This window comes from Neobacillus sp. PS3-34 (genome assembly GCF_030915465.1).
Taxonomy (GTDB): Bacteria; Bacillota; Bacilli; order Bacillales; family Cytobacillaceae; genus Neobacillus_A.
In genome coordinates this window covers 4,769,647-4,791,612 of sequence record NZ_CP133267.1, presented here as the reverse complement: position 1 = coordinate 4,791,612, position 21,966 = coordinate 4,769,647, and the positions used below count along the sequence as shown (strand labels likewise).

General features: G+C 32.7%; 11 protein-coding genes and 1 pseudogene. 9 read left to right on the top strand and 3 right to left on the bottom strand.

Going from position 1 to position 21,966, the window contains the following annotated elements; translation table 11 throughout:
- Positions 1 to 19: 19 nt before the first annotated feature.
- The 4 genes from RCG23_RS25220 (at position 20) to RCG23_RS25205 (ending at position 10,417) form a co-directional block, all read left to right on the top strand.
- Positions 20 to 634, top strand: coding sequence for a hypothetical protein (locus tag RCG23_RS25220; RefSeq protein ID WP_308177934.1), 615 nt, complete (start codon positions 20 to 22; stop codon positions 632 to 634).
- 337 nt (positions 635 to 971) lie between these two features.
- Positions 972 to 3,674, top strand: coding sequence for a hypothetical protein (locus RCG23_RS25215; protein WP_308177933.1), 2,703 nt, complete (start codon positions 972 to 974; stop codon positions 3,672 to 3,674).
- A gap of 20 nt (positions 3,675 to 3,694) precedes the next feature.
- Positions 3,695 to 9,295, top strand: a complete 5,601-nt coding sequence (locus RCG23_RS25210; protein ID WP_308177932.1) for a DEAD/DEAH box helicase — start codon at positions 3,695 to 3,697, stop codon at positions 9,293 to 9,295.
- Between the two features lie 15 nt (positions 9,296 to 9,310).
- Positions 9,311 to 10,417 (top strand): PD-(D/E)XK nuclease family protein, encoded by a 1,107-nt coding sequence (locus RCG23_RS25205; RefSeq protein ID WP_308177931.1) that lies wholly within the window; start codon positions 9,311 to 9,313, stop codon positions 10,415 to 10,417.
- Between the two features lie 1,006 nt (positions 10,418 to 11,423).
- Here RCG23_RS25205 and RCG23_RS25200 read toward each other — a convergent pair.
- Complete coding sequence (locus RCG23_RS25200) at positions 11,424 to 12,674, bottom strand: DNA cytosine methyltransferase (protein WP_308177930.1); 1,251 nt, start codon at positions 12,672 to 12,674, stop codon at positions 11,424 to 11,426.
- 134 nt (positions 12,675 to 12,808) lie between these two features.
- Between RCG23_RS25200 and RCG23_RS25195 the strand changes: the two genes are divergently transcribed.
- Positions 12,809 to 14,530, top strand: coding sequence for a hypothetical protein (locus RCG23_RS25195; RefSeq protein ID WP_308177929.1), 1,722 nt, complete (start codon positions 12,809 to 12,811; stop codon positions 14,528 to 14,530).
- 271 nt (positions 14,531 to 14,801) lie between these two features.
- Here the strand turns inward: RCG23_RS25195 and RCG23_RS25190 are convergent, their stop codons facing one another.
- The gene (locus RCG23_RS25190) at positions 14,802 to 15,029 is read right to left on the bottom strand and encodes a hypothetical protein (protein ID WP_308177928.1); all 228 of its coding nucleotides are present in this window, start codon (positions 15,027 to 15,029) and stop codon (positions 14,802 to 14,804) included.
- Between the two features lie 1,250 nt (positions 15,030 to 16,279).
- On the opposite strand from RCG23_RS25190, the pseudogene RCG23_RS25185 reads away from it, so the two are divergent.
- The 3 genes and pseudogenes from RCG23_RS25185 to RCG23_RS25170 all read left to right on the top strand — a co-directional run bounded on the left by RCG23_RS25185 (position 16,280) and on the right by RCG23_RS25170 (position 18,846).
- Positions 16,280 to 17,157 (top strand): annotated as a pseudogene (locus RCG23_RS25185) (phosphorothioated DNA-binding restriction endonuclease).
- Between the two features lie 124 nt (positions 17,158 to 17,281).
- Positions 17,282 to 17,608, top strand: coding sequence for a nucleoside triphosphate pyrophosphohydrolase (locus tag RCG23_RS25175; protein ID WP_308177926.1), 327 nt, complete (start codon positions 17,282 to 17,284; stop codon positions 17,606 to 17,608).
- A 113-nt stretch (positions 17,609 to 17,721) separates the two neighbouring features.
- A complete protein-coding gene (locus RCG23_RS25170; RefSeq protein WP_308177925.1) occupies positions 17,722 to 18,846 on the top strand; it encodes an HNH endonuclease in 1,125 nt (374 codons plus the stop codon).
- A 576-nt stretch (positions 18,847 to 19,422) separates the two neighbouring features.
- Here RCG23_RS25170 and RCG23_RS25165 read toward each other — a convergent pair.
- On the bottom strand, positions 19,423 to 19,803 hold the full coding sequence (locus RCG23_RS25165) for an ABC transporter ATP-binding protein (RefSeq protein ID WP_308177924.1): 381 nt from the start codon (positions 19,801 to 19,803) through the stop codon (positions 19,423 to 19,425).
- A 208-nt stretch (positions 19,804 to 20,011) separates the two neighbouring features.
- Here RCG23_RS25165 and RCG23_RS25160 point away from each other — a divergent pair, with 208 nt between their 5' ends.
- A complete protein-coding gene (locus tag RCG23_RS25160) occupies positions 20,012 to 21,931 on the top strand; it encodes a 3'-5' exonuclease (RefSeq protein WP_308177923.1) in 1,920 nt (639 codons plus the stop codon).
- The last annotated feature ends 35 nt before the right edge of the window (positions 21,932 to 21,966 follow it).

The window sequence follows — 21,966 nt, the reverse complement described above, 5'->3', positions numbered from 1 at the left end:
GCTAAATAGGGGGAATCTTATGGCACTAATTAACTGCAAGGATTGTGGCAGTCAAATATCAGATAAAGCTGATGTTTGTATTAATTGTGGATGTCCAATTGAAGAGGAAGTTGAAACAGAAAATAATATTTCAAGAATAAAAAGGTTTATTTCCATAACACTGTTAGCCTTTTTTATTGTTGGGGGTTATAGTATATATTCAAATCTTACAGAAAATGATAAAAGTAAAGTATCTAATGCTATTAATTTTGTAACAAACCAACCAACTACATTATATGACGAAGAAATGCAAATTCAAGAAGATCAATATAGAGCCTTTCCGGTTGAAATGAAGAAGTCTGGGGAAGTAACCATAGAATACAATATTTTATCAGGGACAAACCTTGATGTTTATTTTATGGAATCTTCTCAATACGAAAAATGGCAAAATATTATGAAAAATGGAATAGGGGAAGAAGTTTTTTATAATACAGAATTATCAACATTTGGACTTTCTGCAAGTTCTAAAACTCAACAAGTTGAACAAGGTACATACTATATTGTTTTAGATAATACTGATTATGGTGCAACATACCCACCTATGAACTTTATTAATGATATATCAACATTAAATTTTTTAGTAACAGTTAAATAAGATTGATCACTTGGAGATTTAATTGAAGAAGCCTGGATAAATTTAAGTGGTACTAAGATACCCTCAAAGCACTTCTAAGAGTTCCGAAGGGAAATTATCCCAAACTACATCTACTTCATAGAAACCAAAATTAAACCATCAAATGCAAGTAACTATTCTTGATCGTGTAAGGGATGGTTTTTCTTTATGCAAAAAAATATACTGCCATTATTAAAAGATGTTTATGTCCTATACATCTTTTTTTGACAAAATAAATAAAATTCCGACTGATTTTTATGTTAAAATAATGGAAAATTGTAATATTTATCATTACTTCCGTCATAATAAAAGGGAATGATTGGGTTTGCAGAATTATCATAAATGGAATGAGGCACTTTTTAAATATTTTTTCAATGATGCTACTAAGGATAAAATTGTCTATTTATTTGTTAATAAGAAGGTAATTACTGAAGTAGGAATGAACTTGGATATGGGGGAGGCAGATGCAATCGGTTCATTCTGTAAAAGTGTTTCTCACTTTTCCCCAATTAATTCTAACCTATTTAGAGATTTGCATGTACTCACTGATCGCTGGTGGAATAATCGCAAAGACAAGATACCTCCTTTTATTGGTTTGTTATGCCTTTGTGTGTATGCTGCTTCAAAGATGGAAGCAGATCAAAATGAAGGTGTAGGAGTAAATAATTATTATTTCAGATTAAGAGAAGTTCTGGGTTTTAGTGGAATAGGAAAGCCTCCATATTTTGAGAATACAATAAATATGTGGAGTAAACTATATGAATGGCAACAGGAAAATAACAACAGATTTGGATATACTCCTTCTTTTCCGTTGGGATCAAAATTCGCAGGTCTTCCACGTTCTCAATGCTTAATTAGGGAAACTGACAGACATTTATTATATCAGCACTTTCGTGAATGTGGTTATCATAAAAAAGAAGTAGTAGATAAGAACGTTATTAAATATGATATCGAACTTCTTTTTCAAAGAAGTGAAAGTAGATTAAAACGTTTTTTCTACAAACACCCGGAAGCACAAGAACATTTTGTTACCTTGATACACTCAGAGTATAATGATTGGCTAAGTGATATCAAGAAGGTAAATTTAGAAGATCCTAAAGTTAAAAGTGAGAAAATAACCAGTGGGAAAATTAGACGTAAAAGCGTAGACCTAAAGTTATTTCTTCAATTTAAAGGAAGATTAAGCCCACAGAATTTAGATCTAAAGCAGATTGCAGAACTTGAGCAAGATATACTTAGTTTTCCTGAGGAGTTATCAGGTTTTGATTTTAGAAATAATTTTCTGTTTAGAATCGTTAAAAATTCGAGTGAGCTTTTATTACCAATAAATAAAACACTAACAAAAAACAATATAAAGCTTTCATATAAAAATAGCCCTCTTTATATTTTTAGGAATGCAGATTATTTAGGGCTTTTTGGATGGATAAGCAAAGAGACGATATCAAAAAATGAAAAACATATAATATTATTTAAAACGGGATTAAAGGGTAATCTTGATGACTGGATCAATAAAAATGCTGTAATATTAACATCCTTCAAAGATACTTTATTGAGTGGTTGGTCAATTATTTTGATCCTAACTAAAAGCAAAATAAAAAATTTAGTAATAGATGATATAGAATTCAAAGAGAAGAAAGTTGTCAATGTAAAGGCTAAAGGCGGATTAAAAATTGAAAACAAAATTTGGTTAGCAACTTACCCACCTAAATTAACAATTTTTGCACCAAGAGCTTCTCTTGTAAAGATTAATGGATTGGATGATTCATCATTTTCTATATTAGAAAGTCCTATGGAAATAGATTTAAAAAATTACGATTTAGGACCTGGTCCAGTTAATTTATCTGTAGATAACTATAATCATAAGTTACATTTAGCAGATAAACAAAGTTTTGATCTTGGAATGAATAATTTTTATAAAATCCATCCATTAAATTTTAAGATTAACGGGGTTGATTTTTCTGAAAGTGAAAATCTATTAACCATAAATTATTCTAGCCATAATAGGATTTATCTGATTTACAAAAAAAGTGCCTTTGAGTTAGAAGTCCCAAATGAAATTAAGGACTCTTGGCCATATTCAAGAAAATTTTCAGAAGTCGGAATATCTCTAAGTGAACTTAAGTGGCGAAAGATAGATGAGTTTGTGGAATATCTAAGCATCTTGAAGAAAGGAAATCAGAAAGCGTTCACAAATGGGGTTGCTGAACTTTTTAAAGACGAAACGGTATTTAATAAAATTCTAAGAAACCTTTTACGTTTAGGGTTTATCGAAGTAGAGTACAAAAATGGTGGAGATTTTTCTTGGTGGGTTACTCCTACATCAGCAAGTAATCTTCCATGCAAGGAACATGATCGTATTGTTTTTATTTCAGGTTCAAGATTATATGGTCAAATCGGAGAGTGGATAAGACATTCTGTTAATACTTCATCTCGATATCAATTTTATATTCCTGATTCAGAATACGAGCCAATTTCTATATATTTAGAATCAAAAAGTAAAAATGAGCTAGAGAAAGAAATAGCTACAAGGAGAATAAGGCTTATTCAATCTTATGAATATTTAGCATATGATTTAGCTTCTAGTATCCCATCTATAAATGAGACAATTGAGAGCTCCAAATCGGTCGATTTAGACGAATATATTAACTGGAAATCAGAAGGTTGGGATATACACGAAAATAAATGGAAAGAAAAGTATAATTCTAAATTCGTTAGAATTACAAACAAATTAGGGATCAGTCAATATATATTGAAAAGAAATACTTCTGCAAAGAAAGTAACAGCAACTCAAGGCAAAATTTTTATTGCAGTGAATAATTCTGTAAATATATTTTCTTATACTTCCTATAATTTTAAAGTCAGGGCTGACTATCAATTGCCAGAATTATATGAAAGAGTCTTAACAATGTGTTCAGGAACTTCTCCTATTAAAATAGGAAAATATCTAAATTATAAAAATGTACCGTTAGAAGTCGCATTGATGATCTTATATAAGCTCGGCTATCCACCATCAGAGATTTAATAGTAAGGAGAGAAAGATTCATGGATGACGTAATGGGCATTTTTAATAACATGCGAGATACTTTTTTAAGATATATGAATAGTCCATTCGCTTTAGGTGAAGAAAGACTTGCAGCAGAGAGGAACGATCTCTTAAAGAAGGAAGGGATAATATATCAATATCCTTATATTGAAGTTCTTCCACCTTACCAAAGCTCAGGAAAAACTGTTTTAGAGGCATCTCAAGATGTTAACATCAGTTCAGATTTTTCTAGTTTTAGTTCGATCGGTCTTTTTGGTGCAAATCAAAATTTATATACACATCAATACCAATCTATAAAATCTACGATTAAAGATAAGAAAAATGTAGTAATTACTTCGGGTACAGGCTCTGGAAAAACTGAAAGTTTCCTTTTACCTGTAATTGGATCAATTTTACAAGAATCAAAAAAGTGGCCGAGTCCACAAATACAGAAAGAACCATTGGGGCACAATGGTCAAAGCTGGGAATCGAAACGTAAACTTGAAACACGGGATGCGGCTATAAGAGGTTTAATACTATATCCATTGAATGCATTGGTTGAAGACCAATTGGTCCGTTTACGTCAAGCATTAGATAGTGATCAGTCTAGAGAATGGTTTAGACAAAATAGAAATGGAAATAAAATTTACTTTGGAAGATATACTGGAAAATCACCTGTATCTGGTGAAATTTCAACTCAAAAGATGAGTGAATTAAAAAAGATAATTGGAGAACTCTCAGAAAAAGAAAAGGACGTAAGAAGTTACTACCACGACCTAACAAATAGTCTCGGTAAGAATTTGGATAGTAAAATGATTGAAATTATTTCGAGTGAACTTAAAGAATATGAAACTACTCTTCAAGAATCGAAAGAATTGAATACCGATTTAATTAATGAAATAAAATCAAAATTGTTAATTAAATTACATGAAAAGTTATCTTACTTAAGTAAAACTTCTGGTGCTGAAATGATTTCTAGGTGGGATATGCAAGATGCTCCGCCAGACATATTTATCACGAACTTTAGCATGTTAAACATCGTATTAACTAGGCAAATTGAACAAAACATATTTACAAAAACGCGTGAATGGTTGGAGAAAGATACAAACAATACATTTTATCTAGTGCTTGACGAGTTGCACGCTCACAGGGGAACGGCCGGAACAGAAGTTTCTTACATTATAAAAACCCTTTTAAATAGAATTGGTTTAAAACCTGACAGTCCTCAATTAAGAGTAATTGCAACTAGTGCCTCGATTGATAATGATGGAAAAGTGTTTTTAGAGGATTTTTTCGGTATTTCGAGTGATAAATTTGAAATAATCACTGGTCAAAGGGAAAGTTCAGAGAAATATAAGAATAATTTTAAGTTCAAAAACAAGGTAAATTTATTTTCTCAATTTTATAAAGCCGATTTATCAGATGAAGAAAAATCAATTAAATATTTTCTGGAAAGTGTTAATAGTTTTAAAAGCGAAAAAAACCTGAGTCAACAAGTATTCGAAGTTCTTGACGAGTTAGGCGTTTATAAAGCATTAATAGATTTCTGCGAAAAGCCCCGTTCAGTTAAAGATATTGCCAATGCACTTTTTGAGGAAAATAATATTGAAGCAATAGCTGGATTGTTAAAATTGATTACATATTCAAGAGATTGTGGACAAGTGGTAGTACCTTTAAGAAGTCACTTGTTTTTTAGGAATTTCCAGGGATTATGGGCTTGTTCTAATCCATCCTGTGAAGCAATAGAACCTCAGTATCAGTTTGAAGGTCGTACAGTAGGAAAACTCTATTCACAACCAAGAATTCAATGTGATTGTGGCTCAAAAGTTTTGGATTTTTACTATTGCCAAAATTGTGGAGACTCATTTTTAGGTGGCTATAAATATTTGGATCAAACAGATTTCAATGGATATAGTTATATCTTAAGTCCTGATTTTCCTGATTTAGATTCCTTGCCCGATAAATTGCCGGCCACTAAAATGTTTAAAGATTATGAAGTTTTTTGGCCGGGAAAAGAGGTAGATCTCGAGGCAAGAAAATGGTCAGGAACACATAAAGGTTTATCTGTTAACTTTGCTTGGGAAAGAGCCTACTATAATCATAGTGGAGGGAAAATCAATTCTGAATCCTTGGGAAATAGTAATGGATTTAGATATGTAATAAGACCTGAAAATTGTGACCAGGATTATGTTGACAACATTTCGGCATTCTCTGTACGTTGTCCTCATTGTGGAGATAACTGGGAAGGAAATAAAAAATTCTCTCACCACAGTAATAAAAGGATGAATTCACCAATTCGTGGACAACGAACAGGTTTTGATATGATCATGCAAGTGATGATGGATTCAATCATGAGGGAATTATCTACGGATGGAACACCTAAAACGGTTTTATTCTCAGATAGCAGGCAGGATGCGGCAAAACTTTCCGCAAAACTTGAATTAAATCACTATCGAGAAATTTTAAGGTATATCGTAGTAAACTCCTTTAAAGAAGTTAATCAAGAATTGCGAGCATTTATTAGCAAGTGTAGGGGTCTAAGCTTGAATCCTTTGGATGACAATTTTGCAAAGAACTTTGAAAACGAACATCCTCAAGATGCTTTTATGATAAGAATGTTCCTTGAAAATAGTCATTTGCCTGAGCCATTAAAAATTGAAATTCAGAGTAAAGTTGACAAAGCTTATTTCCCTCCCAAACTCGGAGAACTATGGGATTCATTTGAATATGCATTATTAAGATTAGGAATAAATCCTGGAGGACCTAAAAGGTCAATACAGTTAAACCATGACGAAAAGTGGACGTCTTTATATGACTGGTCACAAAATAAACCAATAGTTAAGGAATTGAATAATGATCAGATAATCTATAGGAAGACTATTATTAAGGAGTTAAAAGATAACGTCATAGTTAATGTCCTTTTTGCCCAGAGAAAACGCGACCTAGAATCTTTAGGTTTGGCACATATGACTACTGATGTTAGTTATGAGAATGAAAGTATGGGGATAGATAAGGTTTTCTGGAGGGAACTCATTAATAGTTCGTTAAGGATTCTTGGTGGATTAAAGTATTATTATGGAAATGAATATCGGGCGGAAAAGGAGAATACACCTCCACAATTAAAAAAGTTTTGGATGTCGGTTGCCAAACACAATAACCTTGACGAAGAGAGATTCATTGAAGCGGCACATAAAACAATGAGTCAACTAACAGGGCTACAAAAATATTTAATTAAGCCCGATGAGATCTATATCATACCTCATTTACAAGGAGAAAAAGTGTTTTCTTGTGTGAAATGTAAAAGAATACATCTTCATAATTCATGTGGAACTTGTACGGATTGTGGCTCAAAAGTTGAGGAATCAAATCTGGAAACTATTGAAGATGATTATTATCGGTATTCCGCTTTAGATAGCCGCTCAGCTAGACGGTTCCATTGTGAAGAAATGACGGGACAAACTGATGCAGATGAATCTTTGAATCGGCAATTAGCATTTCAAGGGATTTTTGACAAAACGTCGTTACCATTAGTAGATGAGATTGATATTCTTAGTGTTACTACAACAATGGAAGCAGGGGTAGATATTGGTTCTTTAAAAATGGTTTCTATGTCAAATATGCCGCCTCAAAGATTTAATTATCAACAACGAGTAGGACGATGTGGAAGAAGGGGGTCATCACTCTCCATAAGTTTGACTTTATGTAGAGGCAGGAGTCACGATGACTGGTACTTTGACAACCTTGATAAAATGACAGGAGATGCCCCTCCGCAACCATATATTGATTTAAAGTCATTAAAGATTTTTAAAAGAGTATTAATAAAGGAATCTCTTTTCTATGCCTTCTCTAGAACAGGGCTATTAGATAAGATTAAACCTGGGTTTAGTGTACATGGGCAGTATGGGTATACAGAAGATTGGGAGAATATTAAAGAACAAATAAGGAGATTTTTAGGCTCCTCAAAAAATATTGATTTTACCGAGGATTTAATAAATGTTTTGACCTACCGTACGAAAATAAATGAGCAAGATAAGATTTTGTGTAAAGAGTATATTACTTCCGGCAAAGTCGTGGATGATATAACCGATATTGCAAATGATAGCAGATATACAGATAGAAATCTAAGTACGAATTTAGCCACCGCAGGATTATTACCGATGTTTGGTTTCCCGACTAGAGTGAGGTATTTGCACCACCAAGAAAGAAAGCAAACTCATAATGCTAGAACCCTGCAAAAAGGCGTAATTGATAGAGATATCGAGCTAGCAATTAGTGAATATTCTCCTGGATCAGAGGTTGTCAAAGATAAACTAAAGCATAGAATAGTTGGGTTATCTCATTATAAGGTCAGAGGAAATACAATAGAAGCGGATAACAATCCAATGGGAATCATAAAAAAAGTTGTTTTATGCAGAAAATGTCACTTCTTATTTGATAAGGAAGAAAATTTTGTGGATAGCTGCCCATCTTGCGGTGACAAGAGAGATGAATTGAACTCAGAATTTGTAACCTTACCGATATCTGAACCAAAAGGATTCAGGACCGACTGGTTCCCACAAGATTTTAATGAACAATTTGAATGGACTTCTGGTAGTTCTTTTCCTAAATTAGCCCAAGATGCAAGCAACGATAAAGAAGAAAAGATTGCATATAATACTAAATTTTATGGTCAAGAAGGAAATATTTATTCAATAAATGATAACTTCGGCAGTGGGTTTAATTTTTATAAATCAAGAAATCCTTTTCATGGGTGGATCGAAGAGAGCTTCAAAGATGAACCGCATTTTGAAAGCCTGTTAACAACTGAGGTAAGAAATATTGCTCTTGGCTCAATTAAAAATACTGATGTTTTGGTTTTATCTCCAAATAAGATTAAGAATGGAATAAATATGAATCCAGGAAATTTGTCAGTAAGGGCAGCTCTAATATCATTTGGTTACCTTTTCAGACGTGTTGCAACAAATTTACTAGATGTTGATGGTAATGAAATGCAGGTAGGAGTAAGAGCGTACAAAGACATGGAGCTAAACCGTATTGTTGGACAGATCTTTTTTGCTGATCAATTAATAAATGGCGCAGGATATGCAAAGCATTTGGCTCAGGAATATATGATAAAAAGCATACTAAAAGATATTACTGAAAACATGAGCTATTTGCCGAAACTTATTAACCATAATTGTGATTCATCTTGTTACGAGTGCCTGAGAACATATGAAAATAGGGGTTACCATGCTTTACTTGATTGGAGATTAGCTATTGAAATTGCTGCCATCTATAAAGATGAAAATTTTATTCCGAGAATTGACCAAAAATGGCTACCACAGGTGGAGAAAAGCCTTTCAAATCTTGAAAAAGATTATTATTTAGAAGGTGTAAAACAACAATGGTATGCTGGTATTCCTGCAATAAGTTTGCCGATTATTAGAAAGATCATAATTTTTGGTCATCCTCTATGGAATAAAGACCCAGACTTTTTGAATGAAATGTTGAGTGAAGCAAGAGCCGAAGCAGAATATGAATCACCTGGCTTTCAAATTATTCATTTTGATCTCTTTGACTTGATAAGAAGACCAATGTGGGTAATGAAAAAGATCCATGACACTACTACAATTGAAATTTAAAGAAAAGGTGCTAGGATGATTCTAGAATTACCACAAATTCCAAATTTGGATAAACTTAAATATATTACACCATCGATATACCTTTCATTCTCAGGATGTTTATTAAAAAATTATCTTATTAGTAGGAGCGAATACCAACGATTTATTTATCGGCAACCGAAGACATTAATTGGTATAGTTAGCCATGAGATTATCGAGAAGATCAATAAAGGTCATTTTGATCATCTAAATAATAATGAAATAGAATTGAAAATAAAAGATCTATATTTTGAAGGATGCTCTTCCTTGTTAAAACAAAGTTTATTTAAGTATAGCTGGCAAACAATAGAAGAATGGCCAGGATTTTATTTAAGATTATCTCGATTGAAAATTTTGGCTAAAAGGTTAGTAGCTTCTCGATCGGCACATATTCCAGTAGCCTCTAATTTAACATTAGTGGAGACAAATATAGAGATTTTTGATGGGAAATTGAAAGGACGTCCTGATCGTATATATGTATCTAATAATAAAATTGTTATTGAGGACTATAAAACAGGAAAGATATTCGATGAATCTGGAAATATATTTTCTACAATAACAAGTCAGATGCTAATTTATTCTTTTGTTTGTTCGATTGTTTATCAAAGTGAAAATGTTATTTATCGAGTAATAAATACTGACAATCAAATTTATGAAGAAACAGTAAACCTAGATATAGCGGAACAAGAGGCATTGAAAGCATTGAGGGCATTAGAATTAATTAATAATAAAATAGATGAAACAGAATGTGATAACATTTTTTATCTGGCTTCACCTTCGAAAGTACAATGTGGAAATTGTCCATTTAAATTTATGTGTAAACCATTTTGGGATAGTGGAATTAAAGATGAACTAAGTTGCAATTCATTTCATATTAAGGGGAAATTAATTGGAATAAATATAATTGACGATAATTATGAGTTAGTTATTTTGTCCGATAAAAAACTATGCAAAGTTATTAGGGTAAGATTTGATGAGAAACTAGCTGATTTTGTTAATAGTAATATTTTGATAGTTGATCTAATAAAAAAACAAGAAAACCAAGAATATTTAATAACCCAGCCATCACCGAAGACCCTAATTTGGAGAGATAATATTTTCTAAAGAATTCTCAAACGTAAAAAGGCAAACCCGAATTCGCATATAGAAGCAATTCGGGTTTTTTGCTCGAGATAAAGTAATTATGAAAAAATCAAAAGATAATTCCGCTATTTTAAGCATAGAAAATTTATTAAAGTACCTGCAAATTGAAACTGTTAATGATTTCTTTATAATCATCTATCTATAAAATACCAGTACATATGCTTCTTTTCTAATTTATCCAACATTATAATTATCTTAATGCTTACAATAAAAGGTGAGATTATGAACGATGGTCAATAAAAAGTAATAAATAGAATATTTATTATAAACTGGCACAACAGTATTCTTTTATGAAGAAAAAATGAAATGATTTATTTGTGATAAAACGTGACTAATGAGCAAGACTAAACCAAAACTAAACAAACAGTATGCAAATTTTTGAAGCAAACCCGAGCTTCAAACCAAGCACAAGGAGTAAGAATTCAGGCCATAAAAAAATTTCTTTATAACATTGTACAAATGGAGCGAAGATATAGGTCCAATATAATACATGATAAATTCATTATTGTTGTTGTTAATGCTTCTATTACGGAGAGTACTGTTAACTTTACTTCAACGCAAGTTGCCTGGGCTGTTGTAAAGCATCCTAAAAAAAGTAACATAGGTAATGGTGAAACGGTTAAAATTCTTAATACTTATTCAGAAGTATACTTTCATTTTATCGAAGAGAGTTCCGTTTCTAATTCATATGTAGAACATTTCACTAATTTATGGTTCAAATCAAGTCCTTTAAGGGACCTTTGTCCATGCAGGCGATGCTTAATTTTTGTTGCTATGAACCTAAAAAAAAATTGCAATTTAAGGACTTGGGTAAGTCCATAAATTGCAAAAAAAACGACCTCGGAGAGGTCTGGTTAAAAATCAATGTATATTAATATGGCAAAAGGCATCCGAAATGGGCTAATTCGTAATACTTTTTGTCGTCACTCTGAAACCTAACCTTGATAATGGAAAGGTTTATAAAATGTTATCTTATGATAGCGGCGTGCTTCTGTTTAATTATGCTAATGTTATTTGTTGCCCAAATTGCGAGTGGCATTGCAATTGCCTTTGCCAACATAACAGGGACGGCATTCCCGATCTGTTTATACTGCTTGTCCAACCTATTATTTTTCTGGACACTCATATTACCTCCATTAGAGAATTCAAACCAATCTGGAAAAGTTTGTATGCGAGCAATTTCTTTTACAGACAAACGGCGATGTAAGGATTCATCTCCTGGGAGATCCCACTTATCAGCTTCTATTTTCACCATTCCCGGACCGCTAGGATGCAGCGGTGCTTGTCTACCTGAAGCTTGAATGGTAAAACTTTGCTCGTCCCATCTTTTTTTTCTGTTACGAGATAAGTATATTGGGGAAAATCCACCCTCAAACCACTCTCCAGGGGAGGTTTCTAAGTCTCCAATAGCTTCTTTTAACGTTACATAAGGTAGTTTTCCTTCTCCATGTGTTGGCTCCGGATGTTCATAATTAAAATCTAAGTCTTCTCTTATTCCAACAATAAATACTCGTTCTCTAAGTTGAGGTACTCCAAAATCTCGTGCATTAACTAATTTGAATTTTACATTGTATCCTGCAGAAGAAAAATCTTGAACAATTTGATTTATTACTTCGCCTTTTCCTAAAGTCATCATCCCTTTAACATTTTCAGCAATAAATGCAAACGGTTTTGCTTGAAGCAGACAACGTATAAAATGGATATAAAGGAAATTTCTTTCATCATCAATTAATCGTGGACCAGCTTCGCTAAAGCCTGGGCAAGGGAAACCGCCAAGGACTAAATCCGCTTTAGGAAAAGTCTTTACTTTGCGTATATCTAACTGTTGCTGGAAAACTGAAGGGAAATTTATTTTATAAGATTCATTAGCTTCTTTGAAAAGATCATTGGAATAGACTGTATGAAATATACTATCGCCTCTTACAGCATTAAACAAATCTTTTTCATTAAAAGCTTTATTGACCATTTTTTCTCCAATGGCAGCAGATAATCCTGCTAGTTCGACTCCTAAATCAAGGCCACCACAACCTGAGAAAAGACTGATTACATTTATTTTATCTTCACGATAATCAAGCTTTGGCAATGCATAATCGTTTTCGATATTCTTTATCATTTTTTCTTCTTCCTGTATTTTATCCAGTAGCAATTGCTTAACCTGTTTGGAATCGTAATCTTTTAAGGGGCGGTATTTTGCTCGTCCTCTTTCTTCAACTTTCACTATCTTGATACCTCCCAAGAGATGATATAATGTTATTTTATCATTTCTTGGACAAGTTGGCCAGTTTTTTCTCTTATACCTCATTAATTAGCTAAGTAAAGTAAAGATATGGTATATTAAGGAAGAGGTGGAACATGAAAAAAAAACCTAGACTTATTGGTGATGACCATGTTAAATCCGTTCACCAAGCATTATTGCAATTTACACAAAAACAACCTATTGATTATTATCCTAGTACAATTCTTGAAACTGTAAATTACATAACAAATCTATATAAAAATATAGAGTTTGTTACATCGAAATTTGATTCTAAACATCCGGACCAGGAAAAAGATCTTACGCTGCATCTAACCAATAACAAATTAGTGAAAATAAACCTCTTCTTAATAAAAAAAGGAGGACGGATACAGCCGAAAAATCCTGGGGCAAAAAGTTTTTTAAAAAAATATTTTTTATCAGATCAACTACAGACCGAATTTAATATACTTTTCGAAAAAAATTACTTGGTGTTCTTGAAAGAACTCGTGGAAGTTAGGGAAGGGACACATTACTTTTCAGATAAAAAGGAATTAAAGAAATTAGTATCGAGCTATTTTCCTAGGTTTACTGAAATAATTAATCCTTGTAGGGATAAGTTTTTATATAAATTGCGTGAATCATATTTTGCCCTGATAAAGGACTTTTACAATGAGAAGGCTGAGGGTTTTTTTCATGCTTTTAATGCCTTTTTTATGACTGAAGATGTAAATATAATTACAAGCTACGGAGAAAATGAAAATAATGTTAGTGTTGAAAACTTTAATCCCGGGACACCTAATTTTAGTGATATTCAAATATATAAATCCGGAAAAAATACAGTGGGAATAAGATTTGGTAAAATTGCCTTAACGTTGCGATTCAAATTTGAAAGCGGTCCAATTTCCTCAATAAAACTAGCAGCAAGTTATGATACATTCCCGGATCTACATGAAAAAGAAAATATAAATAGCAGTACCATTCAAAAAATGAATGATTTATTACATGCTCATGAATATAATCAAACTGTAAATAGTAGCAATGCAATTGGGAAATGCCATGAAGCCATTTCCTACTACTACTTTATTAAGGAATATCCAGGAATCTCTCAAGTAGAAACTCATGAATGTGTACTATTGTTGCAAAAATATTATTCTCTAGTAAAATCCGAAGTGCTAAAAAAATTATTCAAATCTACATCTACAATTTATACAGCAATTAAAGAGAAGTTAAATGAAAAATATGAAGACTACACTATGGAAAGTATTGAGTTGGTTCCAGATAGCTATATAAGCGATAGACTTAATACAGGTGATCTGCAATTAATCTTAAAAGTGAATGATGCTTATATTGTGGAAAACATTTCTCTAAAGGCACTTGCAAAAAAGAGCAGTAAAATTACCACTAAAAATCCAGGTATAGGTACAATATTAGGACCAACATTTTTTAATGTTGGAAGTATGATTCCAACTGTTAATGAAGTGAAATCTAGATATGAAAACGGGGAATTGAGCCATAAGGGAAGTCTTGAGGTTCTCTCAGAGGAGCTAGGAATGCAACTTAATTTGGCAACACAGGAACAATTGAAGCAAGGAATTGAGAATCTTTTAGGTAAGGCAATGATGGCTGTTACCTTTTATGAAGATTGTGTAAGTTATTGCAAAGAGCATTCAAAAATTGACAGTATAGTTAGTGTTTACTCAAAAACACCATCCGCCATTCAAAATACTTTAGCATGGAATGATGACCTTGATACAATTAGCCTTCGTGTAAAATTTAGCCGCGGACAAGAGCACGGGTGGTCTACCATAAAATTAACTTCAGAATATCAGCTAGGATAAGTCCTATAAATTAATGCATAAATAAAAAATCAAATGCTTTTTGAATTTTTTAAGCACTCATCAAGAGTGCTTTTCTCAATTTTAATTTACCATTTGTTATTAGTAATGTAGATTATCTTTTTTATTATTTTTTAATTTATGAATGGTACAAAAGAATTTAAGCCAAGGGATTATTAAGAATCCTCCTTTGCCTTTTGTATAACAGAAACTATTTCCTCAATTACTTATTTTAAGTATTCTTTTATCTCGTGTTCCAAACCCTCGTTAAGTTTCAATCCATTTGATTATAACATTCCTTTACTTTGGCTTCCCTCAGAATATTACGATTCAGTTTTTTATCCCTGTAAACTTGGTTAGATTTTGGTCTATGTCCATGAATTGGACATAGATGCCAAAAACAAGAATCAATAAAAATAACGCCTTTGTACTTTTTTATCGAGATGTCTGGTTTCGCAAAGAGAGATTTGTCATTTTTTCTGAATAGAATTCTATTTTCCATAATTCACGGGAAACTAAGTTTTATAGTTCCGATTGTGATCGTATTGATTTTATTATTTTACTGCGTTTTTCTTTAGAAAATTTATCTGCCACAACAAATCATCCTTTTTAATAGTTTGTAGCATTTTTCCCTAATATTTATATATTTTAAAACAAATTGAAACTTTATTTAACTTTATAAAAAGGAGGATAGAATGTTTAAGGAAAAATGATTAACCAAGATGTAGGCATATAATAGCAGGATGAATGGGTTGAGGTCATTTTAATAATAGTCAGCGTATATAAAGATTTACACAACTTGATAATTATATTTACAACAGTCGGTAGATTCAAAAAAATCAACTGTTGTTACCTTTTAATGATATATAATTAACATTAATTGTAATAATGTGAAGTTCATAATATGCTTGATAAATAATAATTTCTATGTGCGAAAGTTGAGTTTAATTCATTCAAAAGTATTTTTATATCAATAATTTACTTATCAGTTTAAGGATATTTTTTAAGTCATAAATGGAGTAATTAATCATATTTTCACAGTTTATTGGAACACAAACTTTAAACTTAAATCGAGGAGACTAGAATGGGCTACTCAATTCTTTTTTTCATTTAACTTAAGGTTATAATATATATCTTTGTAGAGGATAAAGTGTTAAATGGCTTCAACTGGAATCAGAACTTTGGTCGTCTTGCTGTTTATGAAAAAGGGCATACAAATCATCGAACAGCACCGCAATTTTATTTGGTAAGGCATCCTTTCATAGTCATAATCTGTATCAATTATTTACCTATTTAATGCATCAGCCTGATGACTTGGACTTGAGAGGCATTTTAATTTATCCGTTTAATGGGGTAGAAGTAGATGAAACCTTCAAATGGGATGATCGAATTAAGATAGACGTTCTAACCTTGAATCTAGATAATTCGTGGAAGGATATATATAGGAAATTGATTTCTATTCTTTTCAACTAGCGCACCGACCTAAATTAAAAGCAGCCCCATAATTCTTCTTGGGTATCCTTACGCAAAGTAAAGGACATATTGTCTTTAATGTTTCATTAAAGATGCCAGTCACATTGACAGATTACACATATAGCGCAATGAAACGGCAGATTAAAAAATCTGCCGTTTTTTGCAATAAATATTATATAATAAAAATTGGAAGATTTAATTAAATGGAAATAAAATGAGCAATTATAATATTAATAATACATTAGATATCAAGTTTAAAGGTTGGAGGATTCTTTGGGAATGAATGAACATGACTTTAAACAGAAAATCCAAAACATTAGTGTATGGAAAAAGAGAGATCAAAGGGCTCCTCATAAACCTTTACTTATCTTATATTCTCTTGCTCAAATACAAAGTAATAAAGATAGGTATTTACCATACAAAGAGGTAAAAGAAATTCTAAGTAATTTATTAATAGAATTTGGACCAAAAAGAAAGTCACAACATCCGGAAGAACCTTTTATTAGATTGAAAAATGATGGTATTTGGGAGTTGAGTGATGTATCTCGGATAAATTTGAAAAATCCGAGCAATCGAATATTGCTGGAGTATGATATAAGCGGAGGATTTACCGAATCTGTTTTTAATTTACTAAAAGGAAATAATAAACTAATTCGTGATATAGCAGAATTTATCTTAAATGAGCATTTCCCTGATACAATACACGAGGATATCTTGAATTCTATTGGATTAGATTTGGAATTTAGAGGTAAAAGGACAAGGAACCCTTATTTTCGAGAAAAAATATTAAAGGCATACGAGTATAGCTGTGCTGTTTGTGGCTTTAATGTACGTCTTGGTAATAATTTGGTTGGCGTAGAGGCTGCTCATATAAAATGGCATCAAGCAGGAGGCCTGATTCAGAAAAAAATGGAATTGCACTCTGTTCCATGCACCATAAATTGTTTGATCGAGGGGTATTTGCCATTACTGAAAACAATGTATTTCTTTTAGCTGAAGAAGCACATGGTACAAATGGAATCAATGAATGGTTGTTTAAATACCATGGCAAGGAAATTCGTAAACCAATCCATCCTGACTATCACCCGCAAAACACTTATATAGATTGGCATATCAGAGAGGTATTTAGAGGACCTTCTAGATATTATGTTAATTAGAAGATAAACATTTTTCTAAACATACCTCAATGTTATTTAAGGAAATTCTTAATTTTATAGGTTAGTAATTATATGCAGAAACGCATCTTTTTACGGATGGCGTTTTTGTTAGGGAGGTTTTAATTTGCCAATCTACAATAAACTTGTACGTGATCTGATACCACAAGTAATTGATTCCAATGTAAAAAAGTTTTCAACAAAAATATTAAATGAGGAAGAATACATAAAGGAATTAAAGAAAAAAGCATACGAAGAGTTGGAAGAATATATGAGTGCTGATAACCATGAAGATGCTTTGGAAGAACTGGCGGATGTTTTAGAGGTTGTGCATGCTCTGGCGGAGTATCATGGTGCTTCTTTTGAATCTGTAGAAGAGATACGAACACAAAAGGTTGAGAAAAGAGGGGGCTTCAAGGAGAGGGTTTTCCTAGTGGAAGTTGAGGATCAGTAAGAGTGTAGGCTTAGGTCGTAAAAGATTGTGAAAAACTAATTACATATATGATACTGTTCGAGAATGTAATATTAATTTTTTCATTAAGGAATATCTAGGAAGGCGGTGGATTGATGAATAATGATTATTTAATCGATGCTAAGGTTGTCACTCTCTATTTAAAAGATTCCACAAACAATATTACAGGTGAAGCACTTATTGATATTGAAGATTTGGAAAAAGTAAAAGAATTTCCGAACACTTGGAGATATCAAAAATTGGGCAATAGAGTAGAAGTGAGAGGGACAATCACTAACAATGGGATAAAGAAGCAAACCACCCTTACAAAATGGATCCTTGATTTTCCTAGCAAACCTATTTATTTTATTGATGGTAATCCCCTTAATAACAGGAAAGAAAATTTATCGTTTAATAAGCCTTTAAAAGGAAATGCGATTGAAGTTCATGATGATGTAGCATACATGTCTATAAATCGAAGAAATGAAGAAGGCTTAGTTATAAAAATAGATAGTAATCAACTAGATTTAGTAAAAAAATATACTTGGATATGTGAAAAGAAAAAAGATATAGATGATTATGTTGTATATACAAAAATTTATGATGTTTCTTCGTCAAAAAAACAAACCTTAAGAAAAGTCCTATTAGGAAATTCAGATGAGAAAACTGCTTATTTTGTTAATGGTGACCGTTTAGATTTTAGAATGGAAAATATTAAGCTTTACTCAGAGCAGATGACTAATAAATACTTAAAAGAAACTGGAATAGTTCATATTTTCTTGAAAGTGAAAAATGAAGAAAATTATGTTGTAACAATGATAGACGAGGAAGACTTATTAAAGGTGAGTAGTCTCGGGTATACATGGCATTATTACCAGGGTAACGGCGAACCATACGCTGTAAATACAATAGTTATAAATGGGGATAGGAGAAGAGTATATTTACACAGGGTTGTAATGGATGCACCAGAGGATAAGATAGTTGATCACATAAATCATGATACCTTGGATAACAGAAAGAGAAATTTAAGGAACGTTACTTTTTCTGAAAACCAACAAAATAGAAAAGGCGCTAATAAAAATAGCTTGTCTGGAGTAAGAAATGTAAATTGGGATGCAACTAATAATGATTGGATAGTTACTTGTGGAAGTAAATATATAATGAGAACAAAGGATTTTGAGAAAGCGAAATTAGCTGCAATTAGAGTAAGAAAGGAACTATTTCCTTTTGCTACTAAGTAAAATTTATAACTTTTCTTATCTTTATACCATTAAGCTCGGTTCGTTAGGAGCCGAGGTTAATGGTTTTTAATAGTTGCTATGCAGTCTCTTTAACATGATAATCTAATCGGTTTGAGTCCATAATTATTTTTAAAGCATTTATTTCTTCATGATCCAAAAATATCTTTTCGGCAAAACTGACCCTGATTGTAGCCCCACTTTCAGTATACTTGTGAGATAGACTTTTATTTTTTCTTTTTTGAAAGTGATCCGTCACAGTATTTTTCGTAGTCCTCTATAGAAGATCTTTTCGCAATTGACTTTAAAGCTTTTTCCAATTCTACAGTTTTCAATGAATTTAACTCATATCATGCTAAAATGTTGAAAAGCTTCTTTAATATCCTCTTGTCTCTTTAATGGACATGGATTTGTCCTCGAATTTGGTGAGAATCTATTATTCGCAATTTTTGGATTTAAACCATGAACCTCCTTCATATGAGCAATCCAACAGCTTTTGGGAGTATATCCGTGTTTCAGCTTAATATATTCCTGAATATTTTTATATGTAGCCATCATATTCCTCCAAATCTTTTATTTTTAATTTTTCAGCACACCTTTTTTAGCAAGATTAACAAGTATTCCTTTGTTCTTAAATCGGTTGTAAGCTATTAATTTATTCAAATCTTTAATGGTTAAATTGGATGGATCAGTTGCTAGTTCATAATCCTTCACTTTTCCAATTAACGATAGGGCAAATTCAATCTGTTTTGCTGTTAAGGTGTAGTCCTCTTGGTCAGTAGGCTGAGCAGGGGTACTTTGGTCTGCAATCGATTTTTCAATCGTTGCGGCATGCTCTTTTAACCGTGCATCTACTAACGCTTCTACTTCTTCTTGGCTAATGGGTTTGACGTTTGGTTGGGTTGATGGATGATTTGATTGAAATAATTTATTAAGGATTGCTTTTAGCAATTTTTCCACTTCACTTTCTAGTCATTTGCTATGTATGTAAAAATATTACTTTAATTCTATTATTCAAATAATCACTCAAAAAAACAATCCTTTTTGGAAGAATTTTGTTTATTTAAGCAGAAGATTGCTATTTTGCATGGTGAATTTTGTAAATATTTAGGTTGGTGGAAGTATTTGTAGTATAATGGAGAAAATTAAAAATTTTGGAGCGGTTAATATGGCGGTTACGATTCCTGAAGCGATCCGTTCTTCAGCGACGATGGGAGAAAGATTGTTATTCCGGACTCTTAAAACATATCTTCCAGATGACTATATTGTTTACTTTGAACCGGAGATCCAGGGGAGAAGACCTGATTTTGTTATAATCGGGCCTGATCTGGGTCTTATTGTGCTTGAGGTAAAGGATTATACGAAGAATACCCTGTTCCAATTGAATCATGATGAGTGGCATATCGTAACCACATCTGGCGATCAGGCTGTGATTAAAAGTCCGATGAAGCAGGCCAGGGATAATATGTTTCGTGTCGTAGATGCATTAAAGAAGGACAAAAGTCTTGTACAGCTGGATGGGAAATTTAAGTTTCAATTAAAATTCCCTTATGGACACGGAGTAGTTTTTACAAGATTATTCTCAAAAGATATGGTTGAGAATAGTCTTTACAGCATTATTGAGCCTCATCTTTGTTTAACACGGGATGAAATCGATCCTGATAAAGAAGAATTCTCTGAAGATGTATTAATCGAAAAGATATTAAATATGTTCGTCGTTCCATATCGGCTAAGGGAACCTTTAAGTATGGATGATATAAATGCCATCCGTTATCATTTATTTCCGGAAGTTCGGATCAGTGCGGAGTTCAAGGCGCCGGTTCCATATCAGGACCAGCTGCTGCTGTCTTTGCATGATATCAAAACAATGGATTTGCATCAGGAAAATCTGGCCAAGCAAATTGGAGATAAAAATAGATTAATCCGCGGGGTCGCAGGCAGCGGCAAAACGATCATTCTTGCCAGCAGGGCGAAGATGTTATTGAAACAGAATCCTGATTGGAAGATTCTTATTCTCTGTTATAATATTTCTCTTGCGAATTCGATTCAGCAAATGGTTACCCACATGTTAAACGAGCCGGAGAATTTGTTTGATTTTGATTTTTCGACAGAATCAAAGGTAAAGCCAGTGAATCAAGATAAAATCCTCGTCCGTAATTTTCATTCATGGTTGAAGAATGATTTAAAAATAAGGGAGCAGCAGATTCCCGACCTGGCAGAAAAGCTGGAGAATAAGCAAGCCATCCTTCCAACCTATGATGCCGTTTTAATCGATGAAGGGCAGGACTTTGAAGCAGATTGGCTGAGATTGGTGAGCCTTCTGATCAATGCTGATACACAATCATTATTGCTCGTTGAGGACCGGGCGCAATCAATTTATAAGAGAAAGCGTTCTTATTTGCAGGATACAGGCTTAAGCTTTCAGGGCCGATCAAAGGTTTTATCCATTAATTATCGTAACACTGCTCAAATCGTTAAGTTTGCATGGGATTTTTATCAAAAGCACTCTTTGTTTAAAAACAAGGTCGTTAACCGAGAGCTTGAAGGGGATATTATTGCCCCACAAAGCACGAAGCGAAAAGGACCTGAACCAGGAATCATCAAGGCGGCCACTTTCTTTGAAGAAATCAAGCTTGTGGCAAGACAGATCCAAAAGTTGCATATGGAAAAGAAGGTTCCATATGATGATATGCTGATTTTATACCGGGTGAAACGCACACACCAGTATCCTATCATTGATATTATCAAGCGTTCTTTAGATGAAGCAGGATTACCGCATTTTTGGATTACTGAGAATGATACAAGCAAGCGGTCCTTTGAAAAAGAAGACGGTAAGATCAAAATCAGCACAATCGACAGCAGCAAAGGACTTGATTTTCGTGCTGTCTTTATTGTCAATGTCGACTCCATGCCTTTTCCACTTGAAGAAGATAAAGAGAGGGAAGTATCACTTCTTTATATTGGCATGACTAGGGCGAAGGAGTACTTATGTTTGTCTTACTCTGGGATTTCGGAATTTACTGGATATTTGGATGGGATTGTTGAGGAAAGAAATAAGATCAAAATAGGAAAAGAAAATATTAATTAATCAAAATTAACACCTCTATTTATATAAATGAAGGT